Annotated in this window: 26 protein-coding genes; 25 read left to right on the top strand and 1 reads right to left on the bottom strand. The window is 33.1% G+C overall.

All coding sequences use genetic code 11. From position 1 onward, the window contains the following. The first annotated feature begins 2 nt into the window (after positions 1-2). The 24 genes from G592_RS0104600 to G592_RS0104725 all read left to right on the top strand — a co-directional run bounded on the left by G592_RS0104600 (position 3) and on the right by G592_RS0104725 (position 17,398). Positions 3-281 carry a DUF4315 family protein gene (locus G592_RS0104600; protein WP_028246776.1) on the top strand — a complete coding sequence of 93 codons (279 nt, stop codon included), beginning with the start codon at positions 3-5 and terminating at the stop codon, positions 279-281. Then, a complete protein-coding gene (locus G592_RS15660) occupies positions 262-942 on the top strand; it encodes a DUF4366 domain-containing protein (protein ID WP_051194760.1) in 681 nt (226 codons plus the stop codon). Before G592_RS0104600 ends, G592_RS15660 begins: the two co-directional genes overlap by 20 nt. Positions 943-952: 10 nt before the next feature. Continuing rightward, on the top strand, positions 953-1,255 hold the full coding sequence (locus tag G592_RS0104610; protein WP_028246777.1) for a DUF4316 domain-containing protein: 303 nt from the start codon (positions 953-955) through the stop codon (positions 1,253-1,255). Further along, positions 1,212-1,544, top strand: coding sequence for a plasmid mobilization protein (locus tag G592_RS0104615; protein ID WP_036951743.1), 333 nt, complete (start codon positions 1,212-1,214; stop codon positions 1,542-1,544). The genes G592_RS0104610 and G592_RS0104615 overlap by 44 nt, the downstream gene beginning before the upstream one ends. A gap of 72 nt (positions 1,545-1,616) precedes the next feature. Then, positions 1,617-1,901 carry a hypothetical protein gene (locus tag G592_RS0104620; RefSeq protein ID WP_028246779.1) on the top strand — a complete coding sequence of 95 codons (285 nt, stop codon included), beginning with the start codon at positions 1,617-1,619 and terminating at the stop codon, positions 1,899-1,901. 70 nt (positions 1,902-1,971) lie between these two features. Next, positions 1,972-3,138 (top strand): relaxase/mobilization nuclease domain-containing protein, encoded by a 1,167-nt coding sequence (locus G592_RS15665; RefSeq protein ID WP_036951746.1) that lies wholly within the window; start codon positions 1,972-1,974, stop codon positions 3,136-3,138. A gap of 101 nt (positions 3,139-3,239) precedes the next feature. Continuing rightward, positions 3,240-3,536 carry a SpoVG family protein gene (locus G592_RS15670; protein WP_051194762.1) on the top strand — a complete coding sequence of 99 codons (297 nt, stop codon included), beginning with the start codon at positions 3,240-3,242 and terminating at the stop codon, positions 3,534-3,536. Then, positions 3,527-4,744 (top strand): LPD16 domain-containing protein, encoded by a 1,218-nt coding sequence (locus G592_RS15675; protein ID WP_051194763.1) that lies wholly within the window; start codon positions 3,527-3,529, stop codon positions 4,742-4,744. Before G592_RS15670 ends, G592_RS15675 begins: the two co-directional genes overlap by 10 nt. 10 nt (positions 4,745-4,754) lie before the next feature. Then, complete coding sequence (locus tag G592_RS0104640; RefSeq protein ID WP_028246780.1) at positions 4,755-4,937, top strand: hypothetical protein; 183 nt, start codon at positions 4,755-4,757, stop codon at positions 4,935-4,937. A 98-nt stretch (positions 4,938-5,035) separates the two neighbouring features. Further along, positions 5,036-5,590 (top strand): CHC2 zinc finger domain-containing protein, encoded by a 555-nt coding sequence (locus G592_RS15680; RefSeq protein ID WP_051194764.1) that lies wholly within the window; start codon positions 5,036-5,038, stop codon positions 5,588-5,590. 83 nt (positions 5,591-5,673) lie between these two features. After that, complete coding sequence (locus tag G592_RS0104650) at positions 5,674-5,970, top strand: hypothetical protein (protein ID WP_028246781.1); 297 nt, start codon at positions 5,674-5,676, stop codon at positions 5,968-5,970. Positions 5,971-6,173: 203 nt separating this feature from the next. Continuing rightward, positions 6,174-6,818, top strand: coding sequence for a ClpP family protease (locus G592_RS16930; protein ID WP_028246782.1), 645 nt, complete (start codon positions 6,174-6,176; stop codon positions 6,816-6,818). A 252-nt stretch (positions 6,819-7,070) separates the two neighbouring features. Beyond that, entirely contained in the window at positions 7,071-7,421 is a 351-nt protein-coding gene (locus tag G592_RS0104670; protein ID WP_028246784.1) for a hypothetical protein, read from the top strand. A 264-nt stretch (positions 7,422-7,685) separates the two neighbouring features. After that, entirely contained in the window at positions 7,686-8,171 is a 486-nt protein-coding gene (locus G592_RS0104675; RefSeq protein WP_028246785.1) for a hypothetical protein, read from the top strand. A 16-nt stretch (positions 8,172-8,187) separates the two neighbouring features. Beyond that, positions 8,188-8,376 carry a hypothetical protein gene (locus G592_RS0104680; protein WP_028246786.1) on the top strand — a complete coding sequence of 63 codons (189 nt, stop codon included), beginning with the start codon at positions 8,188-8,190 and terminating at the stop codon, positions 8,374-8,376. A 49-nt stretch (positions 8,377-8,425) separates the two neighbouring features. Next, positions 8,426-8,815, top strand: a complete 390-nt coding sequence (locus G592_RS0104685) for a hypothetical protein (RefSeq protein ID WP_028246787.1) — start codon at positions 8,426-8,428, stop codon at positions 8,813-8,815. 68 nt (positions 8,816-8,883) lie between these two features. Next, entirely contained in the window at positions 8,884-9,360 is a 477-nt protein-coding gene (locus tag G592_RS0104690; protein ID WP_028246788.1) for a hypothetical protein, read from the top strand. Positions 9,361-9,369: 9 nt separating this feature from the next. Continuing rightward, entirely contained in the window at positions 9,370-10,326 is a 957-nt protein-coding gene (locus G592_RS0104695; RefSeq protein WP_036951749.1) for a helix-turn-helix transcriptional regulator, read from the top strand. Between the two features lie 25 nt (positions 10,327-10,351). Further along, positions 10,352-11,308 (top strand): TerB family tellurite resistance protein, encoded by a 957-nt coding sequence (locus tag G592_RS16935; RefSeq protein WP_028246790.1) that lies wholly within the window; start codon positions 10,352-10,354, stop codon positions 11,306-11,308. 14 nt (positions 11,309-11,322) lie between these two features. Further along, complete coding sequence (locus tag G592_RS15700) at positions 11,323-14,400, top strand: ATP-binding protein (protein ID WP_051194765.1); 3,078 nt, start codon at positions 11,323-11,325, stop codon at positions 14,398-14,400. A gap of 23 nt (positions 14,401-14,423) precedes the next feature. Continuing rightward, positions 14,424-15,266 carry an HNH endonuclease gene (locus tag G592_RS16940; RefSeq protein ID WP_051194766.1) on the top strand — a complete coding sequence of 281 codons (843 nt, stop codon included), beginning with the start codon at positions 14,424-14,426 and terminating at the stop codon, positions 15,264-15,266. Beyond that, positions 15,259-15,651 (top strand): DUF6985 domain-containing protein, encoded by a 393-nt coding sequence (locus tag G592_RS0104715; RefSeq protein WP_028246791.1) that lies wholly within the window; start codon positions 15,259-15,261, stop codon positions 15,649-15,651. Before G592_RS16940 ends, G592_RS0104715 begins: the two co-directional genes overlap by 8 nt. Before the next feature lie 207 nt (positions 15,652-15,858). After that, positions 15,859-17,121, top strand: coding sequence for a hypothetical protein (locus G592_RS0104720; RefSeq protein WP_028246792.1), 1,263 nt, complete (start codon positions 15,859-15,861; stop codon positions 17,119-17,121). A gap of 22 nt (positions 17,122-17,143) precedes the next feature. Then, a complete protein-coding gene (locus G592_RS0104725) occupies positions 17,144-17,398 on the top strand; it encodes a hypothetical protein (RefSeq protein ID WP_028246793.1) in 255 nt (84 codons plus the stop codon). 206 nt (positions 17,399-17,604) lie between these two features. Here the strand turns inward: G592_RS0104725 and G592_RS0104730 are convergent, their stop codons facing one another. After that, complete coding sequence (locus tag G592_RS0104730; RefSeq protein WP_028246794.1) at positions 17,605-18,312, bottom strand: hypothetical protein; 708 nt, start codon at positions 18,310-18,312, stop codon at positions 17,605-17,607. 296 nt (positions 18,313-18,608) lie between these two features. On the opposite strand from G592_RS0104730, the gene G592_RS0104735 reads away from it, so the two are divergent. Then, positions 18,609-21,461 carry a DrmE family protein gene (locus tag G592_RS0104735; protein ID WP_028246795.1) on the top strand — a complete coding sequence of 951 codons (2,853 nt, stop codon included), beginning with the start codon at positions 18,609-18,611 and terminating at the stop codon, positions 21,459-21,461. The last annotated feature ends 12 nt before the right edge of the window (positions 21,462-21,473 follow it).

The raw sequence follows: 21,473 nt of genomic DNA on the forward strand, positions 1-21,473 counted from the left end.
TTATGTTTGAAAGACTGGACAAAGTCAGAAGTGATTTAAAACGTGCTCAGGCAAAAAGGGATGAGTGGGATAACAAGGTAAAAGCTCTTCAGAAGAAATGTGCTGAGTTAGAAAAGACCTGTATTCATGAAATGATGGTTGCAGCAGATTTAACACCTGAACAGTTAGCAAATCTCATTGCTTATTCAAAAGATAATTTACCAGGCAATAAGCCGATAGAAGAAATCGCAAATACGAATATATCAAAGGAGGAAGATTTTGATGAAGAGGATGAAAACTAAGCTGATGATGCTTACAATGATTGGAATGCTTGCAGCAGCATCTGTTCCAATAAGTGCGAACGCACAAGTACCAGATAATGTAGATATGTCTGTAATAGATGAAGATGAATCTACAGAGGACGAGACACAGGCAATTGAGGAGATGGGGCCACTTACTCCAGATGGAAACCTATCGATTGTTGATGACTATGGAGCTACAGAGCAATCTGGAAAGCAGTTCATTACAGTTACAACAAAGGATGGAAATATCTTTTATATCATCATAGATAGAGACGATAATGGGGAGAACACTGTTCACTTCCTTAATCTTGTTGATGAGCAGGATTTGATGGCTTTATTAGATGATGATGAGAAGAAGGAATTAGAAAAAGCCAAGGAAGCTGCTGAAGCTGCAAAGGTAGATACAACAAAGACCGATACAACGGATTCTGAACAAGATGATAATCAGCCAGTAAAAACAGAGAAAAAATCTGGTAAAAGTAATGTTTTGGTTGTTTGCATCTTGATAGGAATGGCTGGTGTAGGCGGTCTTTATTTTTATAGCAACAAAGGTAGCTTTATTAAGAAAAAGAAAGGCCCAATCATAGATGACGATGAGGAATATATTGAGATTCCTTCAGAATCTGAAGACAAAGATTATGAGGATGTGCCTGTAGAATAGGAGGAAGCCTATGGATGGATTAGACATTGCAAATGAAAGACTTTCAAAGGAAGAGGAACTTACTGATGTAGAGGAAAACATTTTGCAGCAGCATACAATCTTTTCAAAAAAGAATTATTTGAAGTCTGCAGAAGATGCTGTTGAAGGGAATGACAATAACTTTGATGGCATCATAAATAATCTTCCAGAGGATAGTCCAACAGAAGTGACTTATAAAAAGGCAAAGGAGTTTGAAGAGAAAAGGCAGAGTGCCTGGGAGGCTGAAAGAATTGCAAAGACGCAGAAATCGCATCACTGTGAGACTTACAGATGATGAGCTGCAAAGAATGAAGTTTAAGATGGACGAGCTGGAAATAACTAGCATGAGTGCTTACATGAGAAAAATGATTCTTGATGGCTATTGTGTAAAGATTGATACCAAGGATTTGAATGAAATGGTCTATCTGCTTCGAATGTGCTCTAACAATTTGAATCAGTATGCTAAGAAAGCAAATGGTCTTGGCGTTGTATATGCAAGTGACATAAAAGACTTGCAGAAACGACTTGATAATATTTGGGAAGGCACAAGAAACATTATGCAGAAATTTGCAGCAATAGAATAAGTCGTATCCTTGTTATTTCTTTTTTTATTAAATAGACTAGTAAAAAAGATAACACATGGGAGGTTAAGATTTATGTTTGTAATGAGAGCATTATTAAAAATAGCATTGTTTCCACTAGTTGTTTTGCTTACAATGGGTTCAGTTTTGGCAAAGCTTTCTATAGAAATTGGAGCCAGAGTAGGTGCTATAATTATCAATGTTTTTCTTGTGATAGGCATCATTAATCTCATAGGTCACGATGTTGCTCTTGCAGCAATAAGCGGAGTAATCATTGGACTTGTTCTACTTGCAATATTCTTTGCAGCAAATGTACAGTTGTTGTTTGATTCACTTAGGGATTCTCTAAGGCGAATCTAAAAATAAAAAATCAATGGAGCGATCTTTTCCGATTTGGAGAAGGTCGCTTTTTTGATAGAAAGGAAAATCTATGGCGGCTACAAGACTAATGCCTTTGCATGTAACAAAGGGCAAAGATTTGGCTAAGTGCTTACAGGAAAGAATGGACTACACGGAAAACGAGCTGAAGACAGAACAAAAGAAATACGTCACAACCTATGGTTGTGATATTGAAACTGCAAACGAGGAGTTCATGCTTGCACACAAACTATACCACGACAGAGTTCGCTCAGTTCGTAAAGACGAAGTTATTGCTTATCAGATAAGACAGTCATTTAAGCCAGGGGAGATAACTCCAGAAAAAGCAAATGAGATTGGTTACGAGCTGGCCATGAGATTTACCAAAGGTAAGCACGCATTTACGGTTTGCACTCATACGGATAAGGCGCATATTCATAATCATATAATATTCAATTCTATAGCTTTGGATGGGAAGAGAAAATTCCGAGACTTCCGTCATAGTGGAATGACAGTCGGGAGAATTTCAGATATTCTCTGTTCTGAAAATGGGCTTTCTATTATAAATCCAGCACCTCGTAGTGAAAGGAAAAACCGAGGAAAGTATTATCGAGAAAATAACAGCAAAAGGCTGGAATTTATCAAGGATGTTGAAAACAAAGTTCTTGAAGGAAAAGGCAAAGGTTATATCAACTGGGCAAAGAAGTTTAATGCAAAACAGGTTGCTAAAACATTACTTTTTCTGCAGGAACATGAGATTGAATCTTATGAGCAATTGAAAGAAATAACAGATGAACGCTGCGGAAGAATGCAGGAATTGCAAGATTCAATGAAAAAGAAAGAATTGCGTTTGCAGAAAATCAAAAAATTGCAGAAGACAATTGTTGATTATGCAAAAACTAGAGAGGTGTTTGTCGCTTATAAGAAGAGCGGATATAGCAAGAAGTTCTGGGAAGAACACGAAGCTGATCTTCTGATTTATAAAGCAGCTGAGGATGTATATAAATCTCTTCCAAAGGGAACCAAGCTGGATATGAAAAAACTCAGAAAAGAATATGGAGAAATCTGTGCTGAGCGAAAAAAGGAGTTCCTAGAGTACGCTGAAATTAAGAAAAACATGAATCAGTATCTGATTGCTAGAAAGAATTTGGAAATGTTGTACCAGCAGGAAGAAGAGAAAAATGAAAAAGAGGGTCGACGCAGTCGTACCCGAAACTCTCATTCGCAGAATGAGTTGTAAAAGCCGCAAAAAGCATTTGTCGGACAAATGCCCTGCTTGCCACGCGAAAATATTGGCCCTGGGCCAACACTAGAATGAAAAACTTAAGGAGGATTTAAAACATGAAAATTAACGTAAAAACAAATAAGCTTGAGGCATCAACTAACAACGTCAGAGGTCTTTGCTCTGTCACATTTGGAGATAGTTTCGTTGTGAAGAATATCACAGTTGTAGAAAGTAAGAAGGGTGAGTTGTTTGTATCAATGCCTTGCTTTAAATCTAAGAATGTGGATGAAGAAGGAAACCCTATTTTTAAGGATATCGCATTTCCGATTACAAAGGAATTCAGAGAGGAGCTTTACAAACAGGTGTTAGCTTCTTATGAATCAGGTGAATCAAAGGAGTTTGAATGGAAGTAAAGGAGATCACGGAGAAGCTTGAGGAAGGCCTTCGTGATCTTTTTAATTCCGAAAAATACAAAACCTATCTTACTACCATGTCAAAGTTTCATAACTACAGCTTCAATAACACTTTGCTAATAGCAATGCAGCGTCCAGATGCAAGTCTGGTTGCTGGCTATGGAGCATGGCAGAAGAATTTTGATCGTCATGTAAAGAAAGGTGCTAAGGGGATCAAGATTATCTCCCCTGTGAAAATCAAAGTTGAAGTAGATGATGATAAAGCAGAAAAGGAAGGTGCAAAGAAAACTGTTGAAGTGACAAAGTTTAAAGTATCCACAGTATTTGATGTGTCTGATACCGAAGGAAAAGAATTGCCAAGCCTTGGAGTGAATCAGTTGTCAGGGCAGGTAGAAAAGTTTCATCAGCTTACAAAGGCTTTAGAGAAAATCTCAAAAGTACCAATTGAGTATAGAGACATCCAGGGAGAAGCCAAGGGATTCTATTCCAATAGGGACAATAAGATTGTGGTTCAAAAGAATATGACTCAGGTACAGACTCTCAAAACGCTGACTCATGAATTAGCTCATTCCATGCTTCATAGTAAAGTTGCTGAAAATGAAGGAGCAAACAAAGATAGAAGAACAAAAGAGGTGGAAGCGGAATCTGTAGCTTTTACAGTTTGCCAGCATTTTGGAGTAGATACTTCTGATTATTCCTTTGGATACATCGCAGGCTGGAGCTCGGGTAAGGAAATGGAAGAACTGAAATCTTCCATGCAGATCATCAGACGTACAGCAAATGAAATCATAAATGGAGTGACTACAGAACTTTTAAAAGAAGAAAATGCCAAGGAATTTGAAACTTCAAATGATGAGGTGGCTTTCAAAATTGGAAATGAATATCTGTCGGTTCAGACTACTGATGAAGGCTATGATTACACAATCTATGACGAAAACCTTCGAGTGAAAGATGGCGGTGTGATAGATAGACCGAATGATTCTATTGCTATTGTCACAGCTGAAATCGTTGCAAGTGAAATGATGGATACTTCTAGTGGAGTTAAGAAAATTGATTTTGATAAGCTTCAGGAAGATGCTGCATACAAAGCTGCCTACGATATCGAAAATATGGTAGCCGATAAAAAGCCATCAGTGCTAGAACAGCTGAAAGATAAATTCTCAGTGAAGAGTCATTTCGAAAAGAGGCCTGATGATGTGAGCCTGTAGGAGGTCGATTATGGAAAAATACTATATTGAACTTTATGATGGCAAGAAACGAGTAGGAAAGGAAAAGCTTGAAGTTGAGGATTACGATGAAGTTCTCAAAAGAGTTGCGGAGCTAATGGATACGCCTTATAGGATTGAGATTTTTGATGCTACAGCGTATAAGAATAGGCATAGGGAAGATATGGTTCTGTGAGGAGGATACTCGATGATGACAAAAGGCAATGGCAAATACTGTCATTGCCTTTTGTTAATATGTTGCAAATTGTTTAAAACAAGGAGTAATAAGTATTTATGACTATAGATGAAATAAAACATACATATTCGATGAGAGATATTGTTGAAAGTTATGGATTATCTATCACTAGAGCAGGATTTTGTCGTTGTCCTTTTCATGGAAAGGGAAGTGAAAGAACTCCTAGTATGAAAATATATGAGGATACATTTTATTGTTTTGCCTGCAATCAAAAAGGGGATATTTTTGCTTTTATTCAAGAATATGAAGGCATTACTTTTAGAGATGCTTTTATTAAGCTTGGTGGAGAATATAAGTATACAAGTAAGGAGGAACGAAAGAAATTACAAGAGAAATGGAAGCGACAAAAAGAGGAACGAGAGCGAAAGAAAGCAGAAGATTTGGCTTTTAAAAATATGCTAAGGGATGCCATTACTATAACACAATCTATTGACACAGAACCTTATTCTAATGAATGGTGCATTCTTAAAAATGCTAATCCAAAGCTTGTTTATTGGTGGGAATGTTTATTAGATGGAGAAGATATAAATCGAGAAGATGTATCAAAAGTAATTGCTAATTTGCATAAAAAATTAGAAGAAATAAAAAAATGAAGACAATGACAAAAGGTGACATCGTAATTTGATATCTTTTATCCAAGAACAAGGAAAAAGAATTCCATAGGAGGTAAATTATTATGGAAGATAAGAATGCAAGAATTGAAAAGCTTAAAGCTGCACAAGAAAAGATTGATAAAAAAATAAAAGAGTTGGAGGAGGCTAAACTCGAAGAAGAACTTGAAATGGTGGAAGACGTGAACGCAGAAAAGACAGATGAAGAAGATATTGTCAATGTATCAAAAAAGACTAATGAATGGAAAAAGGTGGCAGCCGTTGCTGGTATAGCTGCAGTAGCAGGCACTGGAGTATTTTTAGCAGTGCGTCAACCTTGGAAAGCTGCAAAAGTAGTTTGTCATTTGGGTCATGTTGTATAAGGAGAACTAGGTATGTGTAAGTTCATAAGTAGAGTAGTGTTTTGTGTTGCCACAGAGCTTGTCGCCCTGGCTATTGTAGACAAGATTAGAGGTGAAAAGAACGAAGCCTCTGATTTTAGTAATAATTAAATAATAGACGCAATACCAACTGCCCGGTTTTTTCTAGCAGTTGGTATTTGTATTTCAAGAAAAGGAGTAACTATATGACTGATGAAAAAATGTTTGACAATGAGTGCAAGAATGATAAACGTGAAAAAGATAATTGCACTCTATATACATCCAAGGAGAAAAGAAGTCTTTGGATATATGGACGCATAGATGAAAAGACATGTGCAGATGCAGCCTATTTTATCTATATGATTAATTGCGAAGATGATGATAGAGCTGACTATAGAAAAAAATACAAGCGTAAGCCAATTAAACTCTACATAAATTCGTATGGTGGAAGCATTTACGATATGTGGGTTGTGATAGATTCAATTTTGACATCTAAAACCCCAGTACATACATATTGCACGGGGTATGCAATGAGCGCTGCTTTTCAGATTTTTATATCAGGAAAGAAAAGGTATGTATCAAAACACGCAACTCTTATGTACCACCAAATGTATGCTGGTTTTTGGGGTAAATATCAAGACTTAGTCGAAGATCAGCAGCGAAATGATTATATGAATGAAGAACTTGAGGATTTCGTGATTGAGAGAACAAGTTTAACTAAACAGAAACTCAAGGCGATTCGTGAAAAGAAACGTGATACGTATTTTAATGCAGACGATGCAATAAAAAATGGAATAGCTGACAAAATAATAGAGGAAGCTGATATAAAGGCAAAAAAGCATGAAAAATAGGATTTGTGGAATGTGCAATTGCGGGAAGTTACACCCACTTAATGAGACTAATTGGTTTGAGTGTGCTAATTGTGAAGAGATATTTGAATTAGATGATTGTGGAGAATTCAAGATTGTGGATTATGAAGCATGGGCTAATCAAATATATGGTCTGAAAAAAATAGCCATTATTAATAATTGACAGAATGTGTCATACCAAAATGCTAACGTACATATAGAAACAAAAAAGTGATATCTAATTAGGAGTTCTATATGGCTAAAGAAAGTGAAGAAGAAAAGGCTCAAAAACGTGTAAATGAGCTACACAAAAAGCATGTTGAAGCAGGTTACCAATGGCTGGATGCAAAGGTGGTTGAGATATACCATAAAAAAGCATTATCACTAAGTACGTCAATTAACGATGTTGGAGCCAGGCGTCAATTACGAATTGAGCTCCAACAAAAGTACGGTTTACAGGAAATAGAAGCAGTAAATATTTTAAATGGATACAATGTTAATGACTACATAACGAAGTATTACCGTATTGAGCATAAGATACCTACGCTTAGAATTAGGCCTAGTAAGGATGATTTCTCAGACGAAAATGACGATGATTGGAGCTAATAGGAGCTGGTAGTATGAGAAGGATAATATAAAAACCATATGGGACTATGAGTTGGGGTAAAAATGTATAACAAATTAAGCAAAAAAATTTCTAAAAATACTGTGAATAAGGACAAAAACTGTCTTTTAGATGGTAAAATTGGGATTGTATAAGTGGTAAATGGAGGGAATATTGTTATGACTACAGATGCCTATTGGCGCATGTGGTTTTTGATTAGCGCCGTGGGAATACTGTGGTGCTTTTTTGTTTGTGGAGGTAAGAAAATGGGAAAAGATTTTGAAATTACAGTTACACATGTAGTTAAAGCAAGTTTGGGACCAGAAGATAATGAACGTGTGAATAATATTTTAAAAGAATTGAAATCTGTAATAGCAAAAAGTATAGCAAAATTCGATGATACTGATTATTTTGAGAATGGCTATGATGCTTTTTTTCAGTTATCCAATTCTGATTATACCGAACTTGTGGAATCAGTATATAAATGCTTAGAATCCGCACTAAGTCTTGTAGGAAGACGAAGAGTACAAGAAGCTTTTTTTAGAAATTATTATGATCTTTGCGATAAAGCTCTTAATGGAGAAGAATATGCAGATGAAATTATTACTATTTCATGGGGAAAAGATGAGATAGAAGAAATAAATGTAGATATTCATTCTGTTAGAGGAATAATTGAGGCTTCATTATGGCTGGCTGGAGTGGACATAATACGATCATTATGTACACCAGGCAATATTCCTAAAATAAGATAACCAAGAGGATAAAGACATGGCTAACAAAATAGAGAGAATACTTGGATTATATTCGAAGCTAATTAATGGCGGAACAGTCTATAAAGCTGAGGCTGCAACAAATTATGACGTTGATGAGAGAAGTATCGCAAGAGATATCAGTGATATTCGTGATTACTTAGATAGATCGCCAAGGAACAGACGAGGTGCTTTTTTGTTAAGTTAGCATCATACGTTTATCAAAAAAGTGTTGTGTGACAAAGGAGAAGTATCAAATGAGTGAGAACTATAAATCTATAATTTCTGATAAAAAAGTTGAAGCAGAAAAATTAATGACAAGCGAGCAATTTACTGCTTGTGATGCGGCTATACATACTGCATCGGTTGCTGCTGGAGCTATAGGTACGATTCCAACACCAGTAACGGATTCTATTTCGGATGAGCAGATTAAAATGGCGATAGCTTTGGGGAAAATTTTTGACCAAAAACTATCAGAAACTGCTGCTAAAGCACTAATTAGCTCTGTTGAATCAACTTTTGTCGGGAAAACGGGTATAAAACCTATTCTAATAGCCGGATGGATGGCTTCGGTTGCAGTAGCTGTAGGACGTACAAAAGCAATTGGTTGGTCTTTGGCTGTTGATTTTGCAAAGAAACAGCAGTAATTAAATACATCTCATTTGTAGATTAAATATGGTCGCTTGGTTCACTTTGGAATGTAGGAGTTACCAATATGAGGAAAGAGGATTTATTAGTAAAAAAAGTAATTGATACTATTAATCACAATCCATCATCAGATAATATCCATATTATTTTCAGACCAAAGATTTATGTATTAAATGATGAATACTATTACCTAGAGCTAGAATGGTCTATATCTGTACATGAAGTATCTATTCAAGAAGAGTTGAAAGCAGATATATCAGATGGAGATATTTTTGAAATTTGGCCAGATGCAAATATTATTGCTCGTGATGGAATATTTATATATTTGGATGATGTCGACATTGGAGAAGATGACATTGATTATTATGACCTTTGTAGTTCTGCTAAAGAAGTATTTGAAGCACTGTACAATATTGTCTATGAATTTACAGTTCAAAGAGAACATCTAATTGAGAAAAAGGATATGGAAACAATCAACAAATCATTAGATGAATATAGAAAGAGAGTGTTTAATATAATTTTTTACGAAACGGAAGAAAAGTAGAGGGTGAACATGGCTGATAAAACTGAACGCATTCTTGGATTATATTCAAAATTAATAAATGGTGGAACTGTTTTTAAAGCTGAAGCTGCCGCAAACTATGGTGTTGATGAACGAAGCATTTCTAGGGATATTAGTGATATCAGAGATTATCTGGATATTTCTGGACCAGAAGATGGCTGCATTAACACTATTGTCTTTGATAGAAAAATTGGTGGCTATCGACTTGAAGAAATCTATAAGCAGAAGTTTACAAATCCTGAGATTTTAGCTATTTGCAAGATTTTACTTGCTAGTAGAGCTCTTACTAAAAAAGAGATGGAACAAATGCTTGAAAAATTAGTGGATAGTTGTGTTCCTAAAGGGAATCAGGAGATAGTTAGGAATTTAATACGAAACGAAGAATTTCACTATATCGAACCACATCATAAAACCGTTTTTATAGATAGAATGTGGAAGATTGGTGAAGCAATAAACCAACATCACTATATTGAAATTCAATATAAAGGTGTTCAAGGAAAACATGGGCATACTAGAAAGATAAAGCCTGTAGCAATAATGTTTTCTGATTACTATTTTTATTTAGCAGCATTCATTGATGATGAGGAAGTTAAGAAGAATTTTGATGTCATAAATGATGCAAATCCTACAATCTATAGAATTGATAGAATGCAGGATTTCAAAGTGTTAGATGAGACTTTTAAGAATCCATATTCTGAAAGGTTCCAAGAGGGAGAATTTAGGAAACGTGTTCAGTTTATGTTTCCTGGTAAGCTAAGGAAAGTGAAGTTTGAATATAGAGGGTATTCTGTAGAAGCAGTGTTGGATCGGTTACCTACAGCAGAGATAAAGAGCGAGAAATATGATGAAAGTCTTGGAAGAAATATTTATGAAATAACTGCTGAAGTTTTTGGTGATGGAATAGATAGATGGATTAAATCACAAGATAAAGATGTTGTTCTTAAGTAAGCATTTATTTTTAGGAGGGTAGATTATGGCATCATTGGGAAAGGTATTAATTGGAGCAGGCGTAGGAGTACTGGCTGTGGCAGCGGCACCTTTTACAGGTGGTGGTTCTGTATTAGCTGGAGCATCATTGATGGGGTCGTTAGCTGGAGCTGGTGTTGCGGCTGCTGGAGCAGGTATTGTTGGAGCAACTGCAGCTGTACTCTCAGATGACGATGATAAGGAAACAAGAATTGTTAATAATTCTGAATCAACAGAGGATGAACAAAGTGTTGAAGAGGTTGATAAAGATTCAGATTCGTTAGGTGCTAAGACTGAGAAGAAAAACAAAAAGAGCTTTTCAGAAGATGAGCTGAATTTTCTATATACGGTTTTATCTGTTTCATACTATGTAGCATATTCAGACAATGAATTCCACAAAAAAGAAAAAGATATTATAGACGCTAAAATTGATGAAACATTAGATGGTGTGCCTCAAAAGATAAAACAGAAGGTAGTAGAAATTCAAAAGAAGGAAGAATGGTCATTTGAAGATGTAAAGATATATCTTGATAACATTACTGATTTTAACCAATTTGAAATCATTAAAGAATGGATTTTAAAAATAGCAATGGCGGACGATGTTTATAGTGATAGTGAGAAGGAAGTAGTAAATATCTTCGAAGAATATGTTAGGAAAAGGGAGGGGGATTTCCCACAGAATGCATATTCACTATTGGTAGTAGAAGAAGATGGAGTAATAAAAGATTTACGTCAGAGCACAGAGGAACTAAAATGGTTCTCCTTAGCTAAGGAGGATACATTGTGTCAAAAAAAGCTTATTGGCAAAGGTTTTGATGAAGCATTAGATGTTTTGAAAGAGTACTTTGATGATGAAGAAGTTGTTTCGTACTATAAAGGTGGAATTGTATTTAAGGGTGATGGTGAGTATTTAAAGAAGCTAATCAAAACAATAAAACATATAGAAATAGATATAGCTGATTAAATAGGAGGAGCCTTATGAGTGTTTTGGACAAAGATTTTATTACCTCACATAAAATTAATAGTTTTGTTAATAGCTTGGGAAGAGAAAATATTGGTAATCAGGTAAGTATTATTCATAATAAGAAAGAAAACGTTTTATCTAGATTGGTAGAAGAACAAAAAAATCAAAATAAGATTTCATATTTGATTAATGAAATTGGAATTAACGTTTATCAATCATACTTGAAATTTTTGACAAAACATGATGAGGCAGGCATGGGGTTATACACCCCTGTGGCTGATATATATGATAAGTTTAAGGCAGATAATCGAATTAGATTCTATAAAATAACCAAGTGGGTTAATGACAAAGAAGAAAAAAATATAGAGAAATTAGCTAATGTTTATCAAACGCTAAATGGAGAAACTGCTAATGTATGTTTATTATTTCATCGTACGGCTGAAAAGACGGAAACATATATAGCTGTTGTAAACAATGAAGCTACGGACGCGCTGGGTGTAACTAAAAAATACGCTAAATTAGTAAATAATGCATTTTCTGGAAATTTTCCAGGTATTGAATTTTTTCATGAAGAGGGAAAGGGGACTCCTGATTTTTTAAATTTCGAAAAAATAAAGAATAGTAATGTTGCTTCAGTGTCATGTATACCATCTGAAAAATCTGAAGATTTTATTAGTCAGAGTATGGAAAAACTTTTAGATGGTGTTATTCCTGCGGAGGGGAAGGAATATACGGTAATGCTTTTGGCCGAACCAGAAAAAAATTTGGCTGAAGTAAAATCAGATCTTTCATCGAATTATACAAATTTATCAAAATATGAATCTTGGCAGCAAAGTTTTAGCTTAAGTGACAGCAAAAATAAGAATACAACAACTTCGTATAGTTCTAATGTAAGTGCCATATTGATTAGTAAGAATGACTCAGAAAGCATTGCAGAAAGCCAAACATTAGGTGCAAGTGAGAGTATGGTCCAAAATAACACAAACTATGCTGTGAAACATACATTGGAACTAATGGATAAACAGATGGAAAGACTAGAAAAATGCTCTGCATGTGGTATGTGGAATTTTGCTGCTTATTTTATATCAGATGATATAGTTACAACCAATAATTTGGCACATATTTATATGTCGCTAATTGAAGGAGAGGATTCATATTTGTCTGAATCGGCTATTAATGTATGGAAAAATCAATCAGACGATGAAGAAGAAACTCAACGAGTTCTTAAATCATTAAGTATACTTCAACATCCAGTTTTCACATTAAATTATGAAAGTATAACAGATGATGAACTAAGCATATTACCGGCCTGTGTAAATGCATCTGTTAGAATGTCGGGAACTGAGTTAGCGCACGCACTTAATTTCCCAAGAAAATCGATTAGTGGCTTACCAGTCTTAGAAAGTGTTTCTTTTGGTAGAGAGGTATCTACCTATGAGAATAATGAAAATGCTCTGATTAATGTGGGAAAAGTTTATCACATGAGAAATGTAACAAATACAAATATACAGATTGATGTAAATAGCCTTTCTTCGCATGTTTTTGTTACAGGTTCTACAGGCACAGGAAAATCTAAATCGATTTATGGACTTCTAGACAATTTGTTTAATTATGATAAAGGAATTCATTTCTTAGTTATAGAACCAGTTAAAGGAGAGTATAAGTACACATTTGGTAAACAACATAATGTTAAAGTATTTGGATCTAACCCTAATTATACAGATTTGTTTAGGATTAATCCATTTTCTTTCCCGCAGGAAATACATATTTTAGAGCATATTGATAGACTAGTGGAAATCATGAACGTTTGTTGGCCAATGTATGCAGCAATGCCAGCTATTTTGAAAGATGCAGTAGAGGAATCATACAAGCTTTATGGATGGAATTTGAAATCTAGTACTTGCATAAATCAACCAGCTAGATTTCCTACATTCTATGATGTGCTGGAAAGCTTACAATTTGTTATGGACAAATCGCTATTTTCAGGTGATACAAAAAGCGACTATGCGGGAGCCTTAATCACAAGAGTGAAGTCGCTAACAAATGGTATAAATGGCCTAATGTTTTGTGCAGGCAGGGATGAAATTACCAATTTCGATTTGTTTGAACAAAATGTTATTGTAGATTTGAGCAGAATAGGTTCAATGGAAACAAAGTCTTTGGCTATGGGAATCTTATTAATGAAGTTGCAAGAGTATAAGTTGTCAGTGGCAACAAAAAATCAAATTGCAAATAAGCAGTTTATGGATCTGCCATTGCAACATATTACGGTTATTGAAGAAGCACATAATCTGCTGAAAAAAACCAGTACATCGCAGTCACAGGAAAGCTCTAACGTTCAGGGCAAATCTGTTGAAATGATTACTAATTCTATAGCAGAGATGAGAACTTATGGCGAAGGATTTATTATAGTTGATCAATCACCCGCCTTGTTAGATGAATCTGTGATAAGAAATACTAATACTAAAATTGTTTTGAGATTACCTGATGAGGCTGACCGAAAATTAGTTGGTTCTGCTATGGCCCTCAATGAGAACCAGATACAAGAATTGGCAAAGTTGCCTACAGGTGTAGCTGCTATTTATCAAAATAATTGGGTTGAATCCGTATTATGTAAGTTCCCATATGATCCGTCTAAAAAAAATGATGATATAAGTTTTGAGCCAGCAGATATAAAAGATTGGAGTGGAGATGTGCTTTCATCAGTATATTTGGAAAACTCAACTAGAAAGATTCGAAAGGAAGATGTAGATAGTGCGTTAGCCTGGATAGAAAAGATAAATTGTCCTAGTGAAACTAAGAGATTTATAAGCAATACAATTCTAGGGGACACCCTCACAGAAAAACAGAAAATGATTATATCATACAATATATTAGAGGGAAAAAAGTTAGCACTAGAAATGCAAAATGTTACAACAAGAGATGAAGGTATAAATATAGCAAAAAAATTTATAAAAAATAGATTTGGAATCGAAGATGATAATGTCGTAAATAATATGATTCTGTTATATGTGAAATCTATACTATCGGTAATAAAGGAAGGTGAATTTGTCAATAAATATGGGGATTTACAGAGCCATAAGATATTATAATATCATCAAAGAGAGGGGTTTATATGATTGAAATTGCAGGTGAAGTTGCAAAAGAAGCAATCGAATTATCTTCAGATGTTTCTTCGGAAATAAACAAACTTCCAGAGTTTATGCATGAGTCTAGTGAAATAGAGAAGCTTCCAAATACGCTTGATTCGAATATGGTTAATCTATTAGATGAAAAAACTGTTATAGAGGACGTCTTTTATGATGAAGAAATACAAGGTTTATATAATAACATTTGTAAACTATGTGACGAGTTTGAAAAAAGCATATTAAATTATGAAGCTGAAATAAATAGTTCGAGTTTAACTATCGATGAAAAAAGCAATACCATAAAAAAATGGATGGAAGATCATCCTAATGAAACACCCAGTACTTATGAAGAAAGAATAAAACAATCTCCTTCAGATGCTAAGCAAGAAAGAGGTACTTGGGAAGGTGAAAGAGGTGAATCAAAATATATTCCAAATGACGAATCAGTTAAGGAAATATTAGACAAATACGGGTTGGATGGAATAACATATAAAGATGGACAACCTGATTTCTCACAATGTTCTGAAGGGACCGTAGAGATTGATAAAATGACTGATGTTCGTACAGATAATAAAGGTGCGAATTTTGAACAGTGTGATGCCAAATGTGCTGATTTATGGAATCAACAAGCTAGAGATGGAAAAACTGATTGGACGGCAGATGATGTCAAAGCTTGGCGGAGAGAAAATCATTATTCATGGCATGAGAGAAACGATATGAAAACATGCGATTTGGTTCCAACTAAAATTAATGATTATTTTGGACATTTAGGTGGTGTAGGAGAGTGCAAAAAAATATTAAGAGATGTGGAGGATATTTTCGATGCCTAATAAACATAATTCTATAGATATTAAAATTTGGAATAGAGATTTTGAAGTTGAAGTCGAATTTGACACATATAGTGATGGTACAATTTTAGACTGCCAAAAGGATGCTATTAAAGAGCTTGTAAGAAAAAAACATATAATTGATGATTCTTTACCTAAAGTTAAAGAATATTGCAAAGCGATAGATGGTGAAAAAATAGATGGTGAAATTGATAATATTTTTAAATACGTAATTCCTAGAACATTCTATATTCAATCGCCCAACGATAAAATATCTCATGTGGTTGGACTAATTTGTGCATATAAATTTAATCCAGATTATGGATTAGTACTTAAGTATGTAGATGAACAATTACAAGAAATAGGTACATCCAATATTATTTATTAGAATAAATCACTTAGATTTAAAAATCATCTAGATATCCTTAAAAAATTTGTAGCCACTGAAAGCATGTGGTATTTAACATATAAGGGATATTTAATTCCTGCCTATATATTTAGTAGGCAGGAATTTTTTTGATTTTTTTAATAGATGGGAAAATATATTAATATACATGTTATACTATTCTTAATATGTATATATGGAGGCTAAAACATGAATAATTATAATGATGTGGTTATTGGTACGTCTTGGGATAACATTGATGAAGGGATTCGTGATGTTATTTATTTATTAAATAAAAAAGGATATAAGACTTGGGGATGTTGTGAGGGGCATTGGAGTGATAATTGTAATTGCTTTAATGCAGCATACATAGCTTTTCACAAAGATTATGTCCCGGAAGCTCCTAAATTAAAAGAGTTCAAAATTATAATAAATAAATTGATAGAACCCAAAGAATTATTTGAAACATATAATATGGATAATTATTTTATTTTTGACGTTTCTAATAACTCTGATAAGGTTTTTTTCTGGTTTGATATTCAGAATATAGGGAAAAGCAAAGAAGAACAAGTAGAGTTACACCAAAATCTTTTGGAAGAATTGCTAGAATGGGTATCTAATCTAAAAGAAAGAGATGAAGAATTATGTCTTCGCCGCAAAGAGTGGTTTAGCAGATTTAATGGAGCAATAGATAATTCTAAATTGCAGGATATTTATGATTGCTTGTGTGTCCCTGAAAATAAGGATATAAATTTAGATAGAGAATGGAATGATAAGTGGGCTAATATATTCGATAATAGTAGTTTAGATTATTATAGTAACTTAGAGAAGGGCTGTTTGTGCAATGGGTATTCATTGAAATATGTGGTTCTGTATAGTGATGGTAGAAATGTCTTTTTTGACTTCTATAATCCCGCAGAAGCAATTTCTTTTGCAAAAAAATTAGAAGAGGCGGAAGCGGAAATGATTGAGGAAGCTTCGTTTATGATTGCTTATAACGGAAAATTTGTTTCCTTGGATGATATTGGTATTTGCGATATAGAAGAAGATTCGATTTTAGATTATTTATATCTGTATAAGTTTCTTGCATATGAAAATACATTAGTTAAAAGCCCATATAATGGATTATACATTGATTTTAAATTTGAAATAAAAAATAGTACTGAATCTGTTTTTTCTAAAGAATGTAGATGGTGGTTTTGTGAATCAGATATGGACTGCTCATTTTGGAATGAAGAAGAGCAACGTTTTGATTTTGGACCTTTTTATGATATCAAGGAAACAAGAGATATTATTAATGATTTTATTAAGTCTAATTGGACTCAAGATAGCCTGGAATTAAATTGTCATGTTAAACTTGAAGATAGTGAACAATATGTAATGTTCCCTATTTCAAATGGTTCATATAGACTCATTGGGGGAGAAGATTTTAAAAATATTATGTTGACTGGTTTTAGACTTATGAATAATTAAGTAATAATTTGGAGGAACATAGATGACATTACGAGACCAATTAAAGAGTTTGTCTGCTGATTCAATCAATGATAATGAGAAAGTTGTGTTTGAATCTGAAATATATAATCTGCAAATGAAAGGGATGATGCCTTTTTGCTTTCGCATAATTGAAGAAATAATTGAAGATAAAATTGTTGTTACTGCGTCTAGAAGAAATTTTATTTCTGATGGAAATGGAAAATATATCATTGAGGATAATATTTTACAAAGTTCAATATGTCCAAACGAAGATTAGTAGTTTAATTATGTATTTATACATAATTTAGGAAAAGCCTTTGGGGGCTTTAATACTGACAAAAAATCCCCGCAGTGCTATTTGATAATAAGCCAAGTCGGGGATTTTCTGCTGAATATGAGCAATAAGAATAAAAAATGCTTTATATTGCAAATAAAAAATAGAGTGTAGCTTCACTTGTTGGAGGCTTTAGTTATGATGCAAGATTATTTATTATGGTTATCTTGTGTTAAAGTTGTATTTTTCCATTTTTTCCAATTCTTTTCATAAAGCTCTTTTACGAATTGTTTAGCATCAATAAATGATTTCTTTTCTACTATTTTCCCTGTATTGTCTTTGATATAGTCTCCTTTTTCATGGTCAAAAAATATATAGGTGTAATCTGAGTATTTTGACAATATTTTTTTTACAATTGAAATTCTTCCATCGATTGTTCTCTTAGAAAAAGGAATTTCAGCATGATAATTGTACGAAATTTTTTCTAGTGATTTAATAGCCTTAAAGCATCTAGGTTTTTTATATTTAGAAATAGTCGGTGAGGAAATTTTCTGAACAACAGGTTCTTTACAATAAATATTTTGTGCGGTAATTAATTTATTATTTGCCAGAAATGATTGATATTTTGCAATTTCATTATGTCCGTTTGGATAAGAACTTTCACACAAGTATGTTATTTGTTCGGGGCTGTTAATACTTTCAATATCATTTGGCGTTATTGCAAATACTCCCTTTTTTAAAATAATACTAAGTTTATTGTAATAAATACGAAGGTTAAGCAGGATTTTATACAAATCTTCTAGTGATGTATTGCATTCTTTATTAAGATAATCTGAATAAAGACAAAGTTCCTTTGGATAGTTAAAGAGAATTTCTTTTATATTATTTTCAATATATGATGATTTTACTTCAGACATAATGGATACCTTTCATTTTTATATAATTTTACTAAACAAATGTGAAGAAAATTTTACAACGATGAGTAAATGGTTTGAGCGAGAAAGGTAGTAGTTGTTTTTATAAAAAGATATTCATAAGTGTTAAAATTAATTCTTATTTAAAGAAATTTACATAATATTAGCTAAACCAAAGGATACTTCTCATGATATAATAATAAAGTTAGAAAAGTGTAGGTTTGTGCCTATTTCTACATAAGTTAAATTTGAAAAGATTAATTTGGGTAATAATTAATGAAAATAGATATGAGGGGTTAATGATGGAAGCTGAAAAAAGGCAAAAATTTTATGATCGATTTAGAATTGACGTTAATCAAGAAGGCGGTAGAGTAGTTGAAAAATTAGGTCTATCAAAGGATACCGTTAAAATTTTAAAAGCGAATCATATATATGATTTAAAGAAACTACTTTTTTTGACAGAAATTGGATTATATTCTTTGCCAAGAATAGATGGTAAATTTGTTGATGAGGTTTTGAGTTTTTTATCTACCTATAAAAGTAGAGGTTACATAAATGAGAAAAATAATGATAATTCATCATATATAAATGGTAACAATCTTTCTAGATATCAAATATTAAAGCAACTAATAAAACGTACAAATATATATTTAGAAGATGAGTTGATATCAAATGAGCGTGTTCTTGAATTAGAAATGGATTTTTTGGTTAAGGGGATTCGAGAGAATAATCATGATGAAGCTTTTTATTTGCATGCTGGTTCATCTGATTTATATTTATACGATGCTGTAGCGTTGGTGGTAGGAATTCTTACATCATTGGTATTAGATGAATATACCGTAGATGAACAGATTGATGATTTTGAGCCAGGGATGACAGTGATATATAACAATAATAAATATAAATACGAGGGATTTTGTGAAGTTGATAATAAAGGATTTTACAAACTTATAGGAAAAGATAAGAAGATTCAATATGTTAATGAAAAAAATAGGGGATTAATAATACCATACAATGGTAGTTCAGAAACATTGGATGGCAGAGGATTAAGAAAGATTACCAAAAGAACTGAATTCCTGAAGGAAGTGGTTGGGTTTAAAGAAAATGAAATTACATCCGTACCAGGTGTTTCTACAGTTATCTATATGGAACAAAAGATTCTTGATTATCTTTTGGATGAAATAACCATAGAATTTGGTGATTATAGATATAAGTTGCTAGAATTGGCAACAATAAGTTTCTTTACTGCAACAAAAGAAATATATAAAAAAGGTAATACTGGTAAAAATGAACCTCTTTTAAAGGTTACAAATAATATAGAGCGTGCTTCGGAGCTGGTTAAGGATAGAAGGACAATTGGTTTCATAGTGTGTGATGATGAGGTTTTACGAAAAAATGCTATTGAATTTGAAGCTTTATTAAAAAGAAAAAGAACGCTATTTGGTTGGCTTATTATAAAAAAGAAAAAGAATGACTGGTTGGCAAATATTATTGAAGAAAATGAAGATATAAGATTATTAGCGTTAACTCCTAATAAGCTACGCATCACAAGAAATAAAGCAAAAAATAATAATTTATTTGCAGATAGATTGGCAGCTATTAATCGTATTGAGCAAAAAAAAGAAATAACTGGAAAATTGTTCGATAGTCCATTTAAGTGGGGGGAGTATAGAAAAATACGTTGGAAACTAGAATCGGTATTAAATGATTCGCTTGATAACGAATATTCACTACAGTTTGTATATTGGGCTTACTCTGTACTTAAATTGTTTAATACAATTTTAATACCTATAGGTGTTTTTGAAGTTAATTCTGGACGTGAGATATATGATGAGATTGAATTGTATAAAACTCAGGTGGAGTTAATGCCATCTGCTGTACGTGAATATGTTAATGAAATAATTCTTTACATTGAATCTGTGTATCGGGGCTTGCATGAAGTTAATCCTAAATTGGACTACATAAAAGCAAATAGTATTCTGGCTACGGAAAAGAAAAAAGTGGCAATTGTTGTTCCTTCTAAGTATACAGATATTATAAATAATTCGCTGGTAGATGAATTGAGGAACTATGCTATTGATTTTCAGGTTATTACTGAAAATACAGTTCAAAATATTGATTTTAATTATTATGATGAAGTTCTATATTCAGGTTTACTCAATTTTGATAAGTATAATCCTTTTGAGATTAAATGTAGCGAAAGATGCCAGGTGTTGCTATTTGATTCACAAATAAGATTATTTAACAGTGAACAAAGAAAATATAACCAATTTCTCATGCTTTTAGATAATAGAATGGGTATAGAAATTGTTGAACATAATGAGCTTGAGGACAACGAAGTTATTGAAGATTCACAGATTGAGAAGACAATTAATGATTCCTTTATGAAGATTTTTATTGAAAGTGAAAAGCGTGAATATCAATCTTCAAGTATGTATAGTAGGGATAATCATTCGCTTACGGCGTATAGATATGGTCATTTTGATACTGGAGAAAGCATCTTATTTACAAAGGGATATGTTGCATATGTTTTTAATCTTAATGAGGGAACAGTTGACGAAGTAAGCGTTGATGAACTAAAGATAGGTGCAAAACTCATTTTTACAGTTAATGATAATAAGACGAAAGATATAGTTGATGAAATACTTGACGAATATGTAAAAGATGATCAAGTTGCCTATGACGCGCTAGTTGATGTCTTATATTGGAAAAATGAAATTTCCAAATTTAAAGAAGAAAGAGATTTCTCTTATAACGAATTAAGCGAATATTTTACTAAAAAAGGAGAGAATATTACTCCTCAAAGACTTAGAGGGTGGTTAGAGCCTGAAACTCACATTGTTGGTCCTAGAGAAAGTGATAAAGAAATATTTAAGTTTATAGGCAGAGAAATTAATTGTTCTGAACTAGAGCAGAATTTTGAAAAATATTCTGTTTCAACAGGGGTTGTACGCTCTACTAGACGAAAAATATTAGGAATGATACAAGAGGTTATAGTCGCAGATTTGAGAAATAAGGAAATTGATGAGAAGTTAAAAAAAGTAATAGAAAAAATACGTGCAATTACTGTAATAAAAGATCTTGATCAATTAGAGGTGATTGAGCCATTTGAAATATCAGTAAATCGTGCGAATAGACCTATAGAAAGTTAACGAGGAGAGTAT

Source organism: Pseudobutyrivibrio ruminis CF1b (assembly GCF_000424005.1).
GTDB lineage: Bacteria > Bacillota > Clostridia > Lachnospirales > Lachnospiraceae > Pseudobutyrivibrio > Pseudobutyrivibrio ruminis_C.

Excerpts from the sequence above, each read along its gene's own strand:
- G592_RS0104675 (WP_028246785.1), top strand. The coding sequence starts at position 7,686 with ATGGGAAAAGATTTTGAAATTACAGTTACACATGTAGTTAAAGCAAGT.
- G592_RS0104600 (WP_028246776.1), top strand. The coding sequence starts at position 3 with ATGTTTGAAAGACTGGACAAAGTCAGAAGTGATTTAAAACGTGCTCAG.
- G592_RS0104640 (WP_028246780.1), top strand. The coding sequence starts at position 4,755 with ATGGAAAAATACTATATTGAACTTTATGATGGCAAGAAACGAGTAGGA.
- G592_RS0104695 (WP_036951749.1), top strand. The coding sequence starts at position 9,370 with ATGGCTGATAAAACTGAACGCATTCTTGGATTATATTCAAAATTAATA.
- G592_RS0104650 (WP_028246781.1), top strand. The coding sequence starts at position 5,674 with ATGGAAGATAAGAATGCAAGAATTGAAAAGCTTAAAGCTGCACAAGAA.
- G592_RS0104730 (WP_028246794.1), bottom strand. The coding sequence starts at position 18,312 with ATGTCTGAAGTAAAATCATCATATATTGAAAATAATATAAAAGAAATT.
- G592_RS0104725 (WP_028246793.1), top strand. The coding sequence starts at position 17,144 with ATGACATTACGAGACCAATTAAAGAGTTTGTCTGCTGATTCAATCAAT.
- G592_RS16930 (WP_028246782.1), top strand. The coding sequence starts at position 6,174 with ATGACTGATGAAAAAATGTTTGACAATGAGTGCAAGAATGATAAACGT.
- G592_RS15700 (WP_051194765.1), top strand. The coding sequence starts at position 11,323 with ATGAGTGTTTTGGACAAAGATTTTATTACCTCACATAAAATTAATAGT.
- G592_RS0104720 (WP_028246792.1), top strand. The coding sequence starts at position 15,859 with ATGAATAATTATAATGATGTGGTTATTGGTACGTCTTGGGATAACATT.
- G592_RS0104680 (WP_028246786.1), top strand. The coding sequence starts at position 8,188 with ATGGCTAACAAAATAGAGAGAATACTTGGATTATATTCGAAGCTAATT.
- G592_RS0104735 (WP_028246795.1), top strand. The coding sequence starts at position 18,609 with ATGATGGAAGCTGAAAAAAGGCAAAAATTTTATGATCGATTTAGAATT.
- G592_RS15680 (WP_051194764.1), top strand. The coding sequence starts at position 5,036 with ATGACTATAGATGAAATAAAACATACATATTCGATGAGAGATATTGTT.
- G592_RS15675 (WP_051194763.1), top strand. The coding sequence starts at position 3,527 with ATGGAAGTAAAGGAGATCACGGAGAAGCTTGAGGAAGGCCTTCGTGAT.
- G592_RS0104715 (WP_028246791.1), top strand. The coding sequence starts at position 15,259 with ATGCCTAATAAACATAATTCTATAGATATTAAAATTTGGAATAGAGAT.
- G592_RS16935 (WP_028246790.1), top strand. The coding sequence starts at position 10,352 with ATGGCATCATTGGGAAAGGTATTAATTGGAGCAGGCGTAGGAGTACTG.
- G592_RS0104685 (WP_028246787.1), top strand. The coding sequence starts at position 8,426 with ATGAGTGAGAACTATAAATCTATAATTTCTGATAAAAAAGTTGAAGCA.
- G592_RS15670 (WP_051194762.1), top strand. The coding sequence starts at position 3,240 with ATGAAAATTAACGTAAAAACAAATAAGCTTGAGGCATCAACTAACAAC.
- G592_RS16940 (WP_051194766.1), top strand. The coding sequence starts at position 14,424 with ATGATTGAAATTGCAGGTGAAGTTGCAAAAGAAGCAATCGAATTATCT.
- G592_RS0104620 (WP_028246779.1), top strand. The coding sequence starts at position 1,617 with ATGTTTGTAATGAGAGCATTATTAAAAATAGCATTGTTTCCACTAGTT.
- G592_RS0104670 (WP_028246784.1), top strand. The coding sequence starts at position 7,071 with ATGGCTAAAGAAAGTGAAGAAGAAAAGGCTCAAAAACGTGTAAATGAG.
- G592_RS0104690 (WP_028246788.1), top strand. The coding sequence starts at position 8,884 with ATGAGGAAAGAGGATTTATTAGTAAAAAAAGTAATTGATACTATTAAT.
- G592_RS15660 (WP_051194760.1), top strand. The coding sequence starts at position 262 with ATGAAGAGGATGAAAACTAAGCTGATGATGCTTACAATGATTGGAATG.
- G592_RS15665 (WP_036951746.1), top strand. The coding sequence starts at position 1,972 with ATGGCGGCTACAAGACTAATGCCTTTGCATGTAACAAAGGGCAAAGAT.
- G592_RS0104610 (WP_028246777.1), top strand. The coding sequence starts at position 953 with ATGGATGGATTAGACATTGCAAATGAAAGACTTTCAAAGGAAGAGGAA.